At 70.6% G+C, this 14,705-nt stretch carries 13 protein-coding genes; 12 read left to right on the top strand and 1 reads right to left on the bottom strand.

What is annotated here, in order from left to right; genetic code table 11:
- Positions 1-163: 163 nt before the first annotated feature.
- Positions 164-1,093, top strand: coding sequence for an arginase family protein (locus ACIO3P_RS20925; protein WP_401852917.1), 930 nt, complete (start codon positions 164-166; stop codon positions 1,091-1,093).
- A gap of 75 nt (positions 1,094-1,168) precedes the next feature.
- Here ACIO3P_RS20925 and ACIO3P_RS20920 read toward each other — a convergent pair whose 3' ends face one another.
- Positions 1,169-1,762, bottom strand: coding sequence for a TetR family transcriptional regulator (locus ACIO3P_RS20920; protein ID WP_329825086.1), 594 nt, complete (start codon positions 1,760-1,762; stop codon positions 1,169-1,171).
- A 129-nt stretch (positions 1,763-1,891) separates the two neighbouring features.
- Here ACIO3P_RS20920 and ACIO3P_RS20915 point away from each other — a divergent pair, with 129 nt between their 5' ends.
- The 11 genes from ACIO3P_RS20915 to ACIO3P_RS20865 all read left to right on the top strand — a co-directional run bounded on the left by ACIO3P_RS20915 (position 1,892) and on the right by ACIO3P_RS20865 (position 14,452).
- Positions 1,892-2,662, top strand: a complete 771-nt coding sequence (locus tag ACIO3P_RS20915; RefSeq protein WP_401852914.1) for an SDR family NAD(P)-dependent oxidoreductase — start codon at positions 1,892-1,894, stop codon at positions 2,660-2,662.
- A 105-nt stretch (positions 2,663-2,767) separates the two neighbouring features.
- Positions 2,768-3,511 (top strand): NADPH-dependent F420 reductase, encoded by a 744-nt coding sequence (locus ACIO3P_RS20910; RefSeq protein ID WP_401852912.1) that lies wholly within the window; start codon positions 2,768-2,770, stop codon positions 3,509-3,511.
- Between the two features lie 44 nt (positions 3,512-3,555).
- Positions 3,556-4,437 (top strand): LLM class F420-dependent oxidoreductase, encoded by an 882-nt coding sequence (locus tag ACIO3P_RS20905; protein ID WP_329825089.1) that lies wholly within the window; start codon positions 3,556-3,558, stop codon positions 4,435-4,437.
- 41 nt (positions 4,438-4,478) lie between these two features.
- Positions 4,479-5,528: a ketopantoate reductase family protein gene (locus ACIO3P_RS20900; protein ID WP_401852909.1), complete on the top strand. Its 1,050-nt coding sequence runs from the start codon at positions 4,479-4,481 to the stop codon at positions 5,526-5,528.
- 109 nt (positions 5,529-5,637) lie between these two features.
- On the top strand, positions 5,638-6,582 hold the full coding sequence (locus ACIO3P_RS20895) for an ATP-binding cassette domain-containing protein (protein ID WP_401852907.1): 945 nt from the start codon (positions 5,638-5,640) through the stop codon (positions 6,580-6,582).
- A complete protein-coding gene (locus ACIO3P_RS20890; protein ID WP_401852904.1) occupies positions 6,579-7,418 on the top strand; it encodes an ABC transporter permease in 840 nt (279 codons plus the stop codon). Before ACIO3P_RS20895 ends, ACIO3P_RS20890 begins: the two co-directional genes overlap by 4 nt.
- Positions 7,411-8,700, top strand: coding sequence for a sensor histidine kinase (locus ACIO3P_RS20885; protein WP_401852902.1), 1,290 nt, complete (start codon positions 7,411-7,413; stop codon positions 8,698-8,700). Before ACIO3P_RS20890 ends, ACIO3P_RS20885 begins: the two co-directional genes overlap by 8 nt.
- Positions 8,697-9,359 (top strand): response regulator transcription factor, encoded by a 663-nt coding sequence (locus ACIO3P_RS20880; protein WP_401852900.1) that lies wholly within the window; start codon positions 8,697-8,699, stop codon positions 9,357-9,359. The genes ACIO3P_RS20885 and ACIO3P_RS20880 overlap by 4 nt, the downstream gene beginning before the upstream one ends.
- 295 nt (positions 9,360-9,654) lie before the next feature.
- On the top strand, positions 9,655-11,886 hold the full coding sequence (locus ACIO3P_RS20875) for an MMPL family transporter (protein WP_329825095.1): 2,232 nt from the start codon (positions 9,655-9,657) through the stop codon (positions 11,884-11,886).
- Between the two features lie 656 nt (positions 11,887-12,542).
- Complete coding sequence (locus tag ACIO3P_RS20870) at positions 12,543-13,784, top strand: histidine kinase (protein WP_401852897.1); 1,242 nt, start codon at positions 12,543-12,545, stop codon at positions 13,782-13,784.
- Positions 13,772-14,452 carry a response regulator gene (locus ACIO3P_RS20865; RefSeq protein WP_401852895.1) on the top strand — a complete coding sequence of 227 codons (681 nt, stop codon included), beginning with the start codon at positions 13,772-13,774 and terminating at the stop codon, positions 14,450-14,452. The genes ACIO3P_RS20870 and ACIO3P_RS20865 overlap by 13 nt, the downstream gene beginning before the upstream one ends.
- The last annotated feature ends 253 nt before the right edge of the window (positions 14,453-14,705 follow it).

Below are 14,705 nucleotides of genomic sequence, written 5' to 3'. Positions count from 1 at the left end.
CCTCCGCGTGGCTGTCGCAGGCCGCGTCGCCATCCACCGCACACTGATCCCGACGGGCCGGTGATCCACGGCACTTCGCGACAGCGCGGGAGATGACCGACGCATCGGAAATCGTTGTACCGGCAGAACGACTGTGACGGCTTACGGAAGGGAAAACACACTCATGGCACGTACGGCCCCCATGCCGGCGGACAACCCCGGCCAGGACGGCGTCAGCCTCCGTCTCGTCTGGCCGCAGTGGCAGGGTGCGGGCACCTCCAGTGTCGAGGCGTTCGCTCCGGAATTTCCCCTGGACGTCGCCCGCCGCGGCTACGCCACGGGCGCGGCGGTCCTCGAAGCGGTGCTGCCCCCGCACGACGGCCCCACCGCCACGGTCCCGGTCACCATGTCCGACGACGGCCTGGAGGAACGCGACGGCGTAGAAGCCAAGGAGATCGTCCTCCAGCAGCTCGCGGAGGCGTTGGAGACCATCCGCCGACACGACCCGGCGCGGATCACCACCCTGGGCGGCGAGTGCTCGGTGAGCGTGGCCCCGTTCTCCGAACTCGCCCGCCGCTACGGCGACAGCCTCGCGGTCATCTGGATCGACGCGCACCCCGACATCGGCACCCCCGAGAGCGCATACCCGGGCTACCACGCCATGGCCGTCGCCACACTCACCGGCCACGGCGATCCCGATGTGCAGGAGCTGCTCCCGGCGACCGTCTCCCCGCACCGTGTCGCCCTGGTCGGCCTGCACTCCTGGACCGACGACGACTATCCGAACGTCGCCGCATGGGGTATCCAGTCCTTCAGTCCGGAGGAGCTGCGTACCTCCACCCGGCCGCTGCTCGACTGGCTCGCGGCCACCGGCTGTACACACGTCGCCGTCCACTTCGACCTCGACGCCGTCGACAGCGACGACATCGTCCTCGGTCTCGGCATCGAACCGGACGGGCTCGCCAGCGCCGAGGTGAAGCGCATCGTCGCCGACATCGACAGCGCCACAGACGTCGTCGGGCTGACGATCGCGGAGTTCATCCCACGGCAGGTGATGCACCTCCAGCAGCTCCTGAACGGCTTCCCCACGCTCTCCACAACGAAGACCGACTGACTCCAGGACCTACCACCACGCGGGTCGGCTCGGTACCCGCGCAACGGGGCCGAGCCGGTCCCCACCGCGTCCTGCCTACGGGAGCGTGAGCGCGGCGAAGGCTTCGTCCAGGAGGCCGACGAGGTCCACGTGCCCCTCGGACACGATCCAGTGGTCCAGGGCGATGTTCAGGCACTCCAACGCCGCGGCGGCCTTGACCGACAGCGCCAGCGCCTCGGAGCGCGGCGGATCGGTGCGCTCGGCGAGGGCCCGGACCAGGAGCGGGCGCCATCCGTGCTGTTTCTCCCGCTGCCGGGTGCACAGGGCCGGGGTACCCATGATGAGGCGGGTCGTGGCGAGCGCCTCGGCCGGGTCGTGGCGGTAGGGCTCGATGAGGGCGTCCAGCGAACGCCGTAGCGCCGTCCAGTCGTCCTCGTCGGCGGGGCGGTCGCGCAGGGCGTCGGCGAGCTGTTCTCCCTGGGCCTCGACGGCGCCGAGGACGGCGTCCTCCTTGCTGCCGAAGTACCGGAGGAAGGTGCTCCGGGACACTCCCGCCGCCGCGGCCAGGTCGTTGACGGTCACCTGGTCGAAGCCCTCGCGGCGGATCAGGTCATACGTCACCTGGGCCAGCTCGGACCGTACGGCGGCCCGTGCGATGTCTCTCGTTCTCGTACGCGGTCCTGCGGTCACCTCACGACCCTACCTTTCGCTCGCCCCCGGTTCGCATGAGTGAGGTACGGTTTCCAGTATGACACCGAGTTCCAATTACAGTCTTTGACTCATGATTGAGTCATTGCTTCAGATTGTTGGAGGGAACGTATGAGGGGACTGAAGGGCAAGAGGATCGTCATCGCCGGTGGCGCCACCGGCATCGGCGCCGCGACAGCCGAGCGGCTTGCCGAGGAGGGCGCCTCGGTCGTCGCCGGGGATATCAACCTCGCGGGAGCCCGGGCCACGGTCAAAGGCATCGCCGACGCGGGCGGTGCCGCGGTCGCCGTGGGGTTCGACCTGGGCGACGAGGAGTCGGTCCACACGTTGATCGACCGGACGGTCGCGGAATTCGGCGGGATCGACGGGCTGTTCAACGTCGGCGCGGACCTCTCCGCCGACACCCTGGGCCGCGACGGTGACCTGCTGGAAATGGATCCGGCGGTCTGGCGGCGCACCCACGACGTGAACCTGCTCGGCTACGCCCTCACCTGCCGTGCGGTCCTCCCGCACCTGCTCGGCCAGGGCGGCGGCGTCATCGTCAACACCTCCTCCGGCGCGGCCTGGGGCGGCGAGCCCACCCGCCCGGCGTACGCGGCCTCCAAGGCCGGGGTCAACGCGCTGACCCGCCACATCGCCTCCCGGTGGGGCAAGGAGGGCATCCGCTGCAACGTACTGGCCCCCGGTCTGGTCCTGAGCGAGCAGTTGGCGCGGCAGTTCGACGAGGGCCGGCTTGCCTTCGCGCTGGAGGCAGGCCGCAGTCCGCGGCTGGGCGAACCCGCCGACCTGGCCGGCGCCGCCGCCTTCCTGTTCTCCGACGACGCGGCCTGGATCAACGGCCAGGCATGGTCGATCGACGGCGGCGTGAGCCTGCGCGGGTGACCCCGCTCGCTGTCCACAGTTCCGCGAGGCACGCCCTCGCCCGTCACGATCCCGCCCGTCAAGTTCGCACCCGCCCGGATTCCATCGAAATGGAGATATGAAGTCATGACCAAGACCCTCGGGCTCATCGGAGCCGGCAACATCGGCAGCGCGTTGGCCCGTCTCGCTGTCGCAGCGGGCCTGGACGTCGTGCTGAGCAACTCCCGCGGCCCGGAGACCCTCACGGACCTGGTCGCCGAACTCGGCCCGCGGGCGCGCGCGGCCACGCCCGCCGAAGCCGCCGAGGCCGGCGACCTGGTGGTGGCGACCATCCTGCTGGGCGCCTACGAGAAGCTGCCCGCCGCCGAGCTGGCCGGCAAGACCGTCATCGACACGATGAACTACTACCCGGACCGCTTCGGACCCATCGCGGAGCTGGACGAGGGCGGGCCGACCGGGCTGACCTCCAGCGCCCTGGTGCAGCGGCACCTGGCGGCCTCGAAGGTCGTCAAGGCGTTCCACAACATCGACTTCGTCCGGCTGTTCACCCTGGCCCGGCCCGTCGGCGCGCCCGACCGCAGCGCCCTGCCTATCTCAGGCGACGACGCGGCGGCCAAGGCTGAGGCGGCGGCGTTGCTGGACGTCCTCGGCTACGACGCGGTGGACATCGGCACGCTCGCCGACAGTTGGCGCAGTCAGCCCGGCACGCCGGTCCACGTCGACCCGTACTTCACCGCGAAGCCCGCGCAGGAGCTGAGCCAGGAGGAGATGTACGGCTGGTACCTCCGGACTCCCGGCACCACGGTCGGTATCGACCAGGTCAGGGCACTGGCCGACTCGGCCGTCCACGCGACCCCCGACCATGCCTGAACAGTGCGCCCTGAACCATCACGGCTCGCAGCGAGGAGACTGACATGCGCCTGGGCATGAACATCGTCGGATTCGACGGCACACAAGGGGCCGGTGGCCCGGCGGTGGAGCTGGCGGCGGTCGGGGCCGCCGCCGAGACGGCCGGGGTCGGCTGGATATCGGTGATGGACCACTACTTCCAGATGGAGGAACTCGGCGGCCCGGAAAGCCCGATGCTGGAGGCGTACGCGACCCTTTCCTTCCTCGCCGCACACACCTCCACCGTGCGACTCGGCGCGCTGGTCACCGGGGTGACCTACCGCCATCCCGGCCTGCTCGCCAAGATCGTCACCACGCTCGACGTCCTGTCCGGCGGCCGGGCCACCCTGGGCCTGGGCGCGGCCTGGTACGAGCGCGAACACCTCGGTCTGGGCGTGCCGTTCCCGCCCACGGCGGAACGGTTCGAACGGCTGGAGGAGACCCTGCGGATCTGCGAGCAGATGTGGGACCCGGACAACAACGGCCCCTTCGAGGGCACGCATTACCAGCTCGCCGAGACCCGGAGCGTGCCCGCCCCGGTCAGCACCCCGCACCCGGAGATCATGGTCGGCGGCAACGGCGAGAAGAAGACGCTCCGGCTCGTCGCCCAGTACGCCGACGCCTGCAATCTCATCACCTTCACCCACACCGAGGCCGCGGGGAAACTCGACGTCCTGCGCCGCCACTGCGACGACCTGGGCCGCGATTACGCCCGGATCCGCAAGACCGCGATCTACGCCGGACCGGCCCTCCGCGACGGCGACCTCGATGCCTTCACCCGCGAGATGGCCGCGTACGCCCGGCTCGGCATCGACACCGTGATGGTGTCGCCCCCGGTCACCGAACCGGCCCGCTGGATCGAGGCCCACGCCGCCCCCGCGGCACGGCGTATGGCCGACCTCGGCTGAACCGACACGATCCCCCACACCTGATGAATGGTCGCAAAGTCATGAAAAGACCCTCCGTACTGATCGTCGGCGCCGGCGCGACGGGACTCTCCGTCGGCTATCACCTCGCCCTGGGAGGAGCGGACATCACCTTCCTGGTCCGTCCCGGACGCGCCTCCGCACTCCAATCCCGTCCGCCGCTCTACTGCTACGACGACGCCGCGCTGAAGCCCTTCGACGGGTACAAGGTCGTGGAGGGCACCGATGAACTGGCCGGTGAGAGCTTCCGGTTCGTCCTTGTCACGCTCGACGGTCACGCCAGCCGTACGGACGAGAGCGTCGCGATGCTCCGCGGTCTGGGTGACGCGATCCGCGGGACCGACGCGCACGTCATCATGTGCGCCTTCGGCATGGGCGTACGGCAGCACTACCTGGATGCCCTCGGCGTCCCCGACGACCGTCTCTCGCACGGTTTCGTCGGCACGCTCGTCCACCAGACTGCCGCGGATCTCCCCGTCAACGCACCCACGGATCCGGCGCGGTTGGCCAGGGCGAGCGTCGCCTACAAGCATCCGGCGAACAAGGGCGGCTTCCGTCTTGAGAGCGGTAACGCGGAGGCGGCGAAGCGGTTCGCCGAGCTGTACAACCGTTCCGGGGTGTCGCGCTGCCTCCTGATGAGCCGGGGGCTCGACGAGATCTTCTCCGACTCCGGCTCGCCGGTGTACATGGCCGGTGCGATCGCGGGCTGGCCCGACTTCACCACCCTGGTGGCGGACAAGGAACTCTGGCGGCTGGCCTGCCGGGCGCAGGGCGAGATCATGGCTCTGCCGAAGAACGGGCTGAGGGGCAAACTGATGGCCAGGTTGCTGGGGCCGCGCGCCACCGCGAAGGTGCACCTCACGATGGAGCGGGAGATGCTGCCGCTGGACTACCAGGCGTTCAACCGCTTCCACCACGGCGGCAAGGTCCACGCCCAGGACGTGGAAGGGCTGCGCACCTGCCTCACCGAGGGCCGCCGGCAAGGCCGTCCGATGACCGCTCTCGCCACGTTGCTGGAGCGGCTCGACGCCCGTGAGGCGGCGGACCACCGGTCGGCCACGGCACACGGATAGCCCGGCGTACCGCGATCGCGGTACGGCAGGTGTCCACGGTGGGGCGACGCCCGCCGGCCCCCGAAAGGCGAGGGTTGAGCCCGTACACCTTTCCCTGTCGGAGGTAAACATGATCGAGGTGACCAACCTCAGCAAGAGGTACGGCGAGAAGCTCGCGGTCGACTCGCTGAGCTTCGTCGTACGCCCCGGGGTCGTCACCGGCTTCCTCGGCCCCAACGGGGCCGGGAAGTCGACCACCATGCGCATGATCATGGGGCTCGACCGGCCGACCTCGGGCACCGTTACGGTCGACGGACGGCCGCACGCGCGGCACGCCGCACCGCTGCACGAGATCGGCGCGCTGCTGGAGGCGAAGGCCGTCCACCCGGGCCGTTCGGCCTACCACCATCTGCGGGCCCTGGCGGCGAGCAACGGTATCGGGACCGAGCGGGTGCTGGAGGTCATCGACCTGGTCGGCCTGAGCGAGGTGGCCCGTAAGCGGGCCGGTGCGTTCTCGCTCGGCATGGGACAGCGGCTGGGCATCGCCACGGCGCTGCTCGGCGATCCGAAGACGGTCATCCTCGACGAGCCGGTCAACGGGCTGGACCCGGAGGGCGTGCTGTGGATCCGCAACCTGCTCAAGGGGCTGGCGGAACAGGGCCGTACGGTCCTGGTGTCCTCGCATCGGATGAGCGAGATGGCGGTGACCGCCGAGGACCTGATCGTGATCGGGCGGGGCCGGCTGCTGTCGGCCGGTCCGATCGCCGACTTCATCGCCCGCTCGTCCCGGCGCAGCGTCCGGGTGCGTTCACCGCACGCGGCGCGGCTGCGCGAACTGCTGGTCGGTGACGGGGTCACGGTGAGCAGTGCCGAGGCCGGGGTGCTCGACGTCGAAGGGCTGGACGCGCCCGAGATCGGGGACCGGGCAGCGAGCGCCGGCCTGGCCCTGCACCATCTCGCGTCCCAGGAAGCGTCGTTGGAGGAAGCGTTCATGGAGATCACCCAGGACTCCGTCGAATACCACGCCGGCCCGGCCGACGCGCCGCTCGCCGCCCAGGGAGGAGCGAACCGATGACCGCCAACACGCTGTACGGGAAGCCCGGTTCGCGGACAGGGGGTTCGAGGTCACCGGGTTCGAGGGTCACCCTGCCGCGCGTCGTCCATATGGAGTGGATCAAGTTCTGGTCGCTGCGGTCCAGCTTCAGCACCCTGGCCGTCGCGGCGGTGGTGACGGTGAGCCTCGGCCTGGTGTCCTCTCTGGTCGTGGAGGACGGCGGTGGGAGCGGTCCGGCTCTGGCGGACCCGACGTGGAACAGCCTTTACGGGGTCACGATGGCCGCGCTGGCCACGGCGGTGGTCGGGGTGCTCATGGCCACCGGCGAGTACGCCACCGGCACCATCCGCTCCACGCTCTCGGCGGTGCCCGCCCGGCTGCCGGTGCTGTGGGCGAAGGTGGCGGTCTTCGCCGCGGGAAGCTTCACGTTCATGTTCGCCGCGAGCATGGTGTCGTTCCTCGCCGGCCAGGCGATCCTGTCCTCGCGCGGTCTCGACGGTGCCTCGCTGTCCGACCCCGGGGCCTTCCGGGCGGTCGTCGGCGCGGCCGTCTACCTGACCGGTGCCGGGCTGGTCGGGCTGGCGGTGGGCAGCATGCTGCGCAACACCGCCGGCGCGATCACGGCGGTGGTCGGTGTGCTGTTCCTGGTGCCGAGTGTGCTGCGGCTGCTGCCCGGGAGCATCAGCGACGCCGTCTTCCCGTATCTGCCGATGAACGCCGCGCAATCGTTCATCACCGAGCAGACGGGCGGGAGCGGCGATGCCCTGGCGCCGTGGGCCGGGCTCCTGGTCTTCGTCTGCTACCTCGTCGTCCTCGTGGCGGGAGCGGCGGTCCTGCTGAAGCGGCGCGATGCGTGACCTGAACGACGTGGCCGCGCTGCCCGACCGCCGTGGGGCGCCGGGCAGCGCGGCCATGCCGTACGCCGGGACCACGAAACGTGCGGCGTCCCTCCGGCAGGCGGTCAAGGCCCACCCCTTCCTGTGGGACACCGTCCTCGCGGCTGTGATCGCGAGCGTGGCCACGGTGCTGGAGGCACTGAGCAAGTCCGGGCCAAGCCTGTCGGGCCGCGACGCGGGCGCCGCCGGCGTGACGTTCCTGCTGCTGCTCGCCCGGCGCCGGGCGCCCCTCACCGTGCTGGCGCTCGCCCTGTCCGGCGCGGTGACGGCCATCGTGGCGGCGCCCGCCAACGCGCACCTGCTCCAGACCACCGCGATGATCGCGCTCTACACCGTCACCGCCGCGTCCCTGCAGTGGCCCGCGATCACCGCCACCGCCGTCACGGCCATGGCCCTCTACGTGGCCAACGCCCATGCCGCGGGCTCGGTCATCAGCGGGGAGACCTTCGGGGTGGTCGCGTTCGTCGGGATGGCCGCGGCCGTCGGCTTCAGCGTGCGCACCTGGCGCAGCTACGTCGCCGCGGCGGAGGAACGGGCCGAACGCGCCGAGGCGACCCTGGAGGAGGAGGCCCGCCGCCGGGTCGCGGAGGAGCGGCTGCGTATCGCCCGAGAGCTGCATGACGTGATCGCCCACCACATCGCGCTGATCAACGTACAGGCCGGAGTCGCCAGCCATCTCGCGCGTACCCGTCCCGACAGGGTGGAGGTCGCCCTCGGCCACATTCACGAGGCGGGCAGCGCGGTGCTCGACGAACTCGGCCAGCTCCTGTACGTGCTGCGTCGGTCCGGTGAGGAGTCCATGCCGACCGAACCCCTCCCCGGCCTGTCCCGGCTGGGCCAGCTCCTCGAATCGTTCACCGCGGCCGGACTCGCCATCCGGCAGCAGGTCGCCGGGGAGCCACGGCCGCTGCCGGCCGCCACCGATCTGGCCGCGTACCGGATCATCCAGGAAGGACTCACCAACGCGCACAAGCACGGCCGCGAACCCGGTGCCCGGCTCCTGCTGGAGTACCGTACGGGCGCGTTGGACATCACCATCCTCAATACGATGCGCGCCACCGGGCCGACCGCGGGCACCGGACACGGACTGACCGGCATGCGCGAACGCGCCCGGGCGACAGGTGGCGCCCTGTCCGCCGGTCCGGAACCCGACGGCACATTCCGGCTCCACGCGCGGCTCCTGCTGCCTTTCACCCAGGAGACCGTGCCGTCTGCCGCGGCGGACGAGGGGAACCCGGCATGACCATCCGTGTCCTGGTCGTCGACGACCAGCCGGTGATCCGCGCCGGATTCCGCATGCTCATCGAGGCAGAGCCCGATCTGGAGGTGGTCGGTGAAGCGGGGACGGGCCGCGAGGCCGTCGCCCTGGCCCGCACCACCCGTCCCGATGTCGTTCTCATGGACATCCGCATGCCCGACATGGACGGCCTCGAAGCCACCAGGACCATCGGCTCCGACAACGAACTCGGCAGCGTGAAGGTGCTGATCCTCACCACCTTCGAGGCCGACGAATACGTCTTCGACGCGCTGCGCGGCGGCGCCGGCGGCTTCCTCGGCAAGGGCGTCCAACCGGCCGTCCTGCTCGACGGGATCCGCACCGTGGCCCGTGGCGAGGAACTGCTGTCGCCCAAGGCCACCAGAGCGCTCATCGCCCACTACCTGACCCGACCCGAGCCCGTACTGCGTCCGGCACCGCCCGGAATGGACCGCCTCACCGAACGCGAACGCGAGGTGCTCGGCCTCGTCGCCGTCGGCCTGTCCAACGACGACATCGCGCAACGCCTCCACGTGTCGCCCCACACCGCAAAGACGCATGTCAACCGCATCATGACCAAGCTGGGGGCGCGCGACCGGGCCCAGCTCGTCGTCGTCGCCTATCAGACGGGCTTCGCCCGTTCCTAGAACGGACATGGGCGGTGCGCCGGCCGCGATCACATCATGCGCACGAGGCGCAGGGCGGCCGAAGCTGCTGGTACCCACCCGCGCCAGAAAAAGCGACATAACGCCAATAATCGCCAGTGGGGGGTGTAGCTGGCTACACCCCTGGTTCGGGAGGGTGCTCCCTCGTTGCGGAGCCCGCTGGACGGGATCGTAGAGATCAATGAGGCACACCGCGTCCCGGCTCCGGCCGACGCGGACGAAGAAAGCCTCTCTTCCCCTTGTCTTGCACCGCCGATGTGGAGGCTTTCTCACCGTCATGGCAACTTTTCTGTATCACGTGGGCCGTATCGCTTTCCGGTGGCGATGGTGTGTCACCTTCCTGTGGATAGCCGTCCTGGCGGCGGTCGGCTTCGCCGCGATGAAGGCCCCGGCCTCGCCCGACGACGGGTTCGCGATGCCGGGCATCGAGTCCCAGAAGGCGTTCGACCTCCTGGACGAGCGGTTCCCCGGCACGGGGGCCGACGGGGCGAGCGCCCGGATCGTGTTCATCGCGCCGGACGGGGAGAAGGTCACCGCCGCCGACAACAAGCGCGTCATCGACAGCCTGGTCGACGAGGCGGCGCAGGGCCCGCAGGTGGCCGGGGCGGTCGACCCCTTCCAGGCGAAGGCGGTCAGCCAGGACGGCTCCACCGCCTACGCCACCGTCTCCTTCAAGACCCCTGCCGGTGACCTGACTGATGCCAGCAAGGAACACCTGGAGCGCGCCGTCGACCAGGCCCGGGACGCGGGTCTGACCGTCGAGATCGGCGGGGACGCCCTCGCCACCCAGCCCGCCGCGGGCGGGTCCGCAGAGATGATCGGCATCGCGATCGCCGCGGTGGTCCTGCTGATCACCTTCGGGTCCATGGCCGCGGCCGGGCTGCCGCTGCTGACCGCGATCATCGGCGTCGCCGTCAGCATGACCGCCATCATCGCCCTGGGCAGCACGTTCGGACTCTCCCTGACCAGCGGGACGCTCGCCTCGATGCTGGGGCTGGCCTGCGGCATCGACTACGCCCTGTTCGTCGTCTCCCGCTACCGGGAGGAACGCGGAAAGGGCCGGGCCGCGCGGGACGCCGCCGGGATGGCCGTCGGTACGGCCGGGTCCGCCGTGGTCTTCGCCGGACTGACCGTCGTCATCGCGCTGGCCGGACTGTCCGTGGTGGGCATCCCGATGCTCACCAAGATGGGCCTCACCGCCGCCGGCGCCGTCGTCGTCTCCGTCCTCATCTGCCTGACCCTGGTCCCGGCGCTCCTCGGCTTCTGGCCCAACGCCGTCCTCGCGCGCCGCGTCCGCAAGGGCAGGAAGCCCCGCCGCACCAGGACCGACAGCGCCGGCAACGCGGAGAACGCCAGCAGCCGCTGGGCACGCCTGGTCATCCGCCACCCCCTGCCCGTACTGCTGCTCGGCGTCGTGGGCCTCGGCGTACTCGCCGTGCCGGCCGCCGACCTCCAGCTCGGCATGCCCGGCGACGAGGCCAAACCCACCTCCACCACCGAACGCCGCGCCTACGACGCCCTCGCCGACGGCTTCGGCCCCGGCTTCAACGGCCCCCTCACCATCGTCGTCGACACCAAGGGCGCCGGCGATTCCAAGGCGGCCACCGCCGTGATCAGCAAGCGGATCGCGGACACCCCGGGCGTCGTCTCCGTCTCCCCGGCACAGTTCAACCAGGCCGGCGACGCCGCGATCCTCTCCGCCACCCCCGCCACCAGCCCCACCGACTCCAGGACCATCGACCTGGTCAAGACCATCCGCGCCGAACGCTCCGGCATCGAGCAGCAGTCCGGGGCCACCTACGAGGTCACCGGCAGCACCGCGATGAACATCGACGTCGCGAAGAAGTTCCAGGACGCGCTGGTGCCCTACCTCGTCGTCGTGGTCGGCCTGGCGATCGTCCTGCTGCTCTTCGTCTTCCGCTCCCTGCTGGTACCGCTGAAGGCCGCCCTGGGCTACCTGCTCTCCGTACTGGCCTCGCTCGGTGTGGTCGTCGCGGTCTTCCAGTACGGCCACGGCGCCGCACTCCTCGGCGTCGAACAGACCGGCCCGATCATGTCGATGATGCCGATCTTCCTGGTGGGCATCGTGTTCGGCCTCGCCATGGACTACGAGGTCTTCCTGGTCTCCCGGATCCGCGAGGCATACGTCCACGGTGAACGGCCCGCACAGGCGATCGTCTCCGGATTCCGCACCAGCGGTCGCGTGGTCGTCGCCGCCGGACTGATCATGGTGGCCGTCTTCTCAGGATTCGTCGGCGCCAGCGAGTCCATGATCAAGATGATCGGGTTCGGTCTGGCCATCGCCGTCCTCTTCGACGCCTTCGTCGTCCGGATGGCCATCGTGCCCGCCGTCCTCGCCCTCCTCGGCGACCGCGCCTGGCGCCTGCCCCGATGGCTCGACCGGATCCTGCCCGGCATCGACATCGAGGGCGAGGCCATCACCCGCAAGCACCCGGCTCCTTCGGCACCGGCCGGCCAGGACAACCCCGAACTCGTCCTCAGCAAGTAGCTCTTCACTGAACCCGGTGGCCGCCTCCCGCAGGCGGCCACCCCTTCGGACCGGGGCCGCCCTGGCGGTATCGGCCCCGCACTCGCCGGACCCGTGGGGACGGGGAACGGCGAGAACCAGGCCCGGCGGCGAGCACCTGCTCACCGCCGGGCTCAGGCATTCAGGCGAGGAAGGCCCCGCCGCCGCTCCAATCGTCAGCGCTGCGTGCGTCTGTGTGGTGCATCCGGCGGTGGAGCTGACACTCCTGCCCCAGCTAGCACCGCGGTGGACACGATGCGATGTATGACGGCCTCGACCAAGGCCGGATCGACACCGGACGGCGGACCCGCTCCGCCCGGGGCCGGCCCACGATGCCACTGCTGTGATCGCCGGTCAGCTCCGCGGTGTGCCTGAACGGCTTGTCGCGGCAGGTCAGGGGCAATCGGGCGAGCCGGACGTCGTCATCGTCGCGGATGCCCGATACGACGTCACCCGCTCGGCCTGGGCCCCGGGATCTTCTCGTCAGGCTGGTCCCGCGATACCGCGGCGACCACGTAACGGGCCTTCCCAAGCAGCCCGAGGGCTCCGGCACGGAGGCCACATCACCCCGGTTCCTTTCCTCGTGGTTCCGCAAGGGGGCCTCGGGCCTTCGGGCCCGGCGAAGTAGCGTGGTCCGCATGCGAAGAACGGTGCTGCAGGCGGCGCGGGCCACGGTGCAGCTTGCGGGAGCTGTGATCCTGGGCTTCTTCTCGTACCTGTTCATCACCGTGCTGTTGTTCACGGGCGCCGCCACCCTTCTGGTGGTCGGTGCCGGGCTGCTGCCGGAGGCGGTGCTGCTGGTGCGCCGGATGGCCGGGGCGAAGCGGCGCCAGGTGGCCGCGTGGACGGGCCGGGAGATCCCCGAGGCGTACCTTCCCGTCACGGGGACGCTCCGGCAGCGGTTGCGCGCGGCGGTGAGCGACCCTGGCACGCTCAGCGATCTGCGGTGGATGTTCGCGTATTACGCCTACGGTCTGCTGGCTGTCCTGGCGGTGCCGCTGTGGGTGGCGGGTCTGCTCGTGGATGGTGTGTGGTGCGGGGTGCTGCGCCGTGAGGCGGTCGTGCTGCCGTTGATCGGCCGGCTCGCGGATCTCGACGCCGCTTGGTCGACCGCGCTGCTCAAGCCGTCGCCGAAGGCGCGGCTCGCCGAGCGGGTCGAGGTGCTGACCGAGACGCGGGCGGGTGCGGTCGCCGCGCACGGTGCCGAGTTGCGGCGGATCGAGCGGGATCTGCATGACGGCACCCAGGCGCGGCTGGTGTCGCTGTCGATGCGGATCGGGCTGGCGAAGCGGCTGTACGACGGTGACCCGGTGGCGGCCCGCAGGCTTCTGGACGACGCGCAGGATCAGGCGGAGGAGGCGCTGACGGAGCTGCGCCATGTCGTACGGGGTATTCATCCGCCGATCCTCACCGACCGCGGTCTCGCCGGGGCGGTACGGGCGCTCGCGGCGAGCAGTGGGCTGGATGTGACCGTCACTGTGACCGGTCTGGCGGACGGCGACGATGGAGACGACGGCGACGATGGAGATGGGGGCGGCGGGCGTGCTGGGGCGCGTGCTCCGGCGGCGGTCGAGGCTGCCGCGTATTTTGTCGTCGCGGAGGCGTTGACCAATGCGGCCCGGCACAGTGGCTCCGAGCGGGCCGGGGTCCGGCTCGACCGTACGGTGGCGGGGCTGCGGGTGCGGGTGTCCGACGAGGGCAGGGGCGGCGTGGAGGATGCCCTGGCGAGCCTGGGATCCGCTGCCTCCGGTCTGGAGCCGGGCGGGTCGGGGCTGTTGGGTCTGCGGCGCCGGGTCGCCGCGCTGGACGGATCCGTTGTGGTGACGAGCCCCGTCGGGGGGCCGACCCTGATCGAAGTGGAGTTGCCGTGCGTGTGGTGATCGCGGAGGACCATGCCCTGCTGCGGGAGGGGCTTGTGCTGCTGCTCTCCTCTGCCGGGCACGAGGTCGTGGCTGTGGCGGGCAGCGGGCCCGAGGTTGTGCCGGCGCTGCTCGAACACCGTCCGGACATCGCGGTGCTCGATGTCCGGATGCCGCCGGGTTTCCGTGACGAGGGGCTGCGCGCGGCGCTCGCGGCGCGTGAGGAGATCCCCGGGCTGCCGGTGCTGGTTCTCTCGCAGTATGTGGAGGAGTCGTACGCCGCCGAGCTGCTGGGCGGCGGGGCGAAGGGTGTCGGTTATCTGCTCAAGGACCGGGTGGGCCGGGTCGACGAGTTCCTGGACGCGCTGGACCGGGTGGCTGCCGGTGGCACGGCGCTCGATCCGGAGGTGGTGGCGGAGCTTCTCACCCGTCGCCGGGACTCGCCTCTCGACTCGCTGACGCCGCGTGAGCGTGAGGTCCTGAAGCTGATGGCCGAGGGCCATGACAACACGACCATGGCCGCCGCCCTGGTCGTCACGGAACGGGCCGTGTCCAAGCACATCGGCAATGTGTTCCTGAAGCTGGGGCTGCCGCCGAGCGACAGCGGACACCGCCGGGTGCAGGCGGTCCTCACGTATCTCAACAACGTGCCCCGCCGCCCCGACGGGAACCTCTCGGGCCACCGTTGAACACGCACGCGGCGTTTCGACGGCGGGAACTGGTCCGCGAGCAGGTTCTGGACTGGGGTACCCGGCCCGGAAGTGCCTGCTTCGAGACCGGCCGCTGCCCCCGGTCGGATACCCGTCGGCTCCCGCTGCTCCCGGCAACGGGAGCCGACGAACAGGGCCCAGGTCATACCCTTCGGGCCATCTGGCTCTCGGTTCGGGTGCGGCCTTGACCGACGTGCGGTGGGGACGGATCGAACAGTCGCCGCCCGGCCGG

The organism is Streptomyces sp. NPDC087310, assembly GCF_044744405.1.
Taxonomy (GTDB): Bacteria; Actinomycetota; Actinomycetes; order Streptomycetales; family Streptomycetaceae; genus Streptomyces.
This window is presented reverse-complemented; position numbering and strand designations above follow the sequence as displayed.

Coding starts and splice junctions, on each gene's coding strand:
- ACIO3P_RS20925 (WP_401852917.1), top strand. CDS start 164: ATGGCACGTACGGCCCCCATGCCGGCGGACAACCCCGGCCAGGACGGC.
- ACIO3P_RS20915 (WP_401852914.1), top strand. CDS start 1,892: ATGAGGGGACTGAAGGGCAAGAGGATCGTCATCGCCGGTGGCGCCACC.
- ACIO3P_RS20910 (WP_401852912.1), top strand. CDS start 2,768: ATGACCAAGACCCTCGGGCTCATCGGAGCCGGCAACATCGGCAGCGCG.
- ACIO3P_RS20905 (WP_329825089.1), top strand. CDS start 3,556: ATGCGCCTGGGCATGAACATCGTCGGATTCGACGGCACACAAGGGGCC.
- ACIO3P_RS20900 (WP_401852909.1), top strand. CDS start 4,479: ATGAAAAGACCCTCCGTACTGATCGTCGGCGCCGGCGCGACGGGACTC.
- ACIO3P_RS20895 (WP_401852907.1), top strand. CDS start 5,638: ATGATCGAGGTGACCAACCTCAGCAAGAGGTACGGCGAGAAGCTCGCG.
- ACIO3P_RS20890 (WP_401852904.1), top strand. CDS start 6,579: ATGACCGCCAACACGCTGTACGGGAAGCCCGGTTCGCGGACAGGGGGT.
- ACIO3P_RS20885 (WP_401852902.1), top strand. CDS start 7,411: ATGCGTGACCTGAACGACGTGGCCGCGCTGCCCGACCGCCGTGGGGCG.
- ACIO3P_RS20880 (WP_401852900.1), top strand. CDS start 8,697: ATGACCATCCGTGTCCTGGTCGTCGACGACCAGCCGGTGATCCGCGCC.
- ACIO3P_RS20875 (WP_329825095.1), top strand. CDS start 9,655: ATGGCAACTTTTCTGTATCACGTGGGCCGTATCGCTTTCCGGTGGCGA.
- ACIO3P_RS20870 (WP_401852897.1), top strand. CDS start 12,543: ATGCGAAGAACGGTGCTGCAGGCGGCGCGGGCCACGGTGCAGCTTGCG.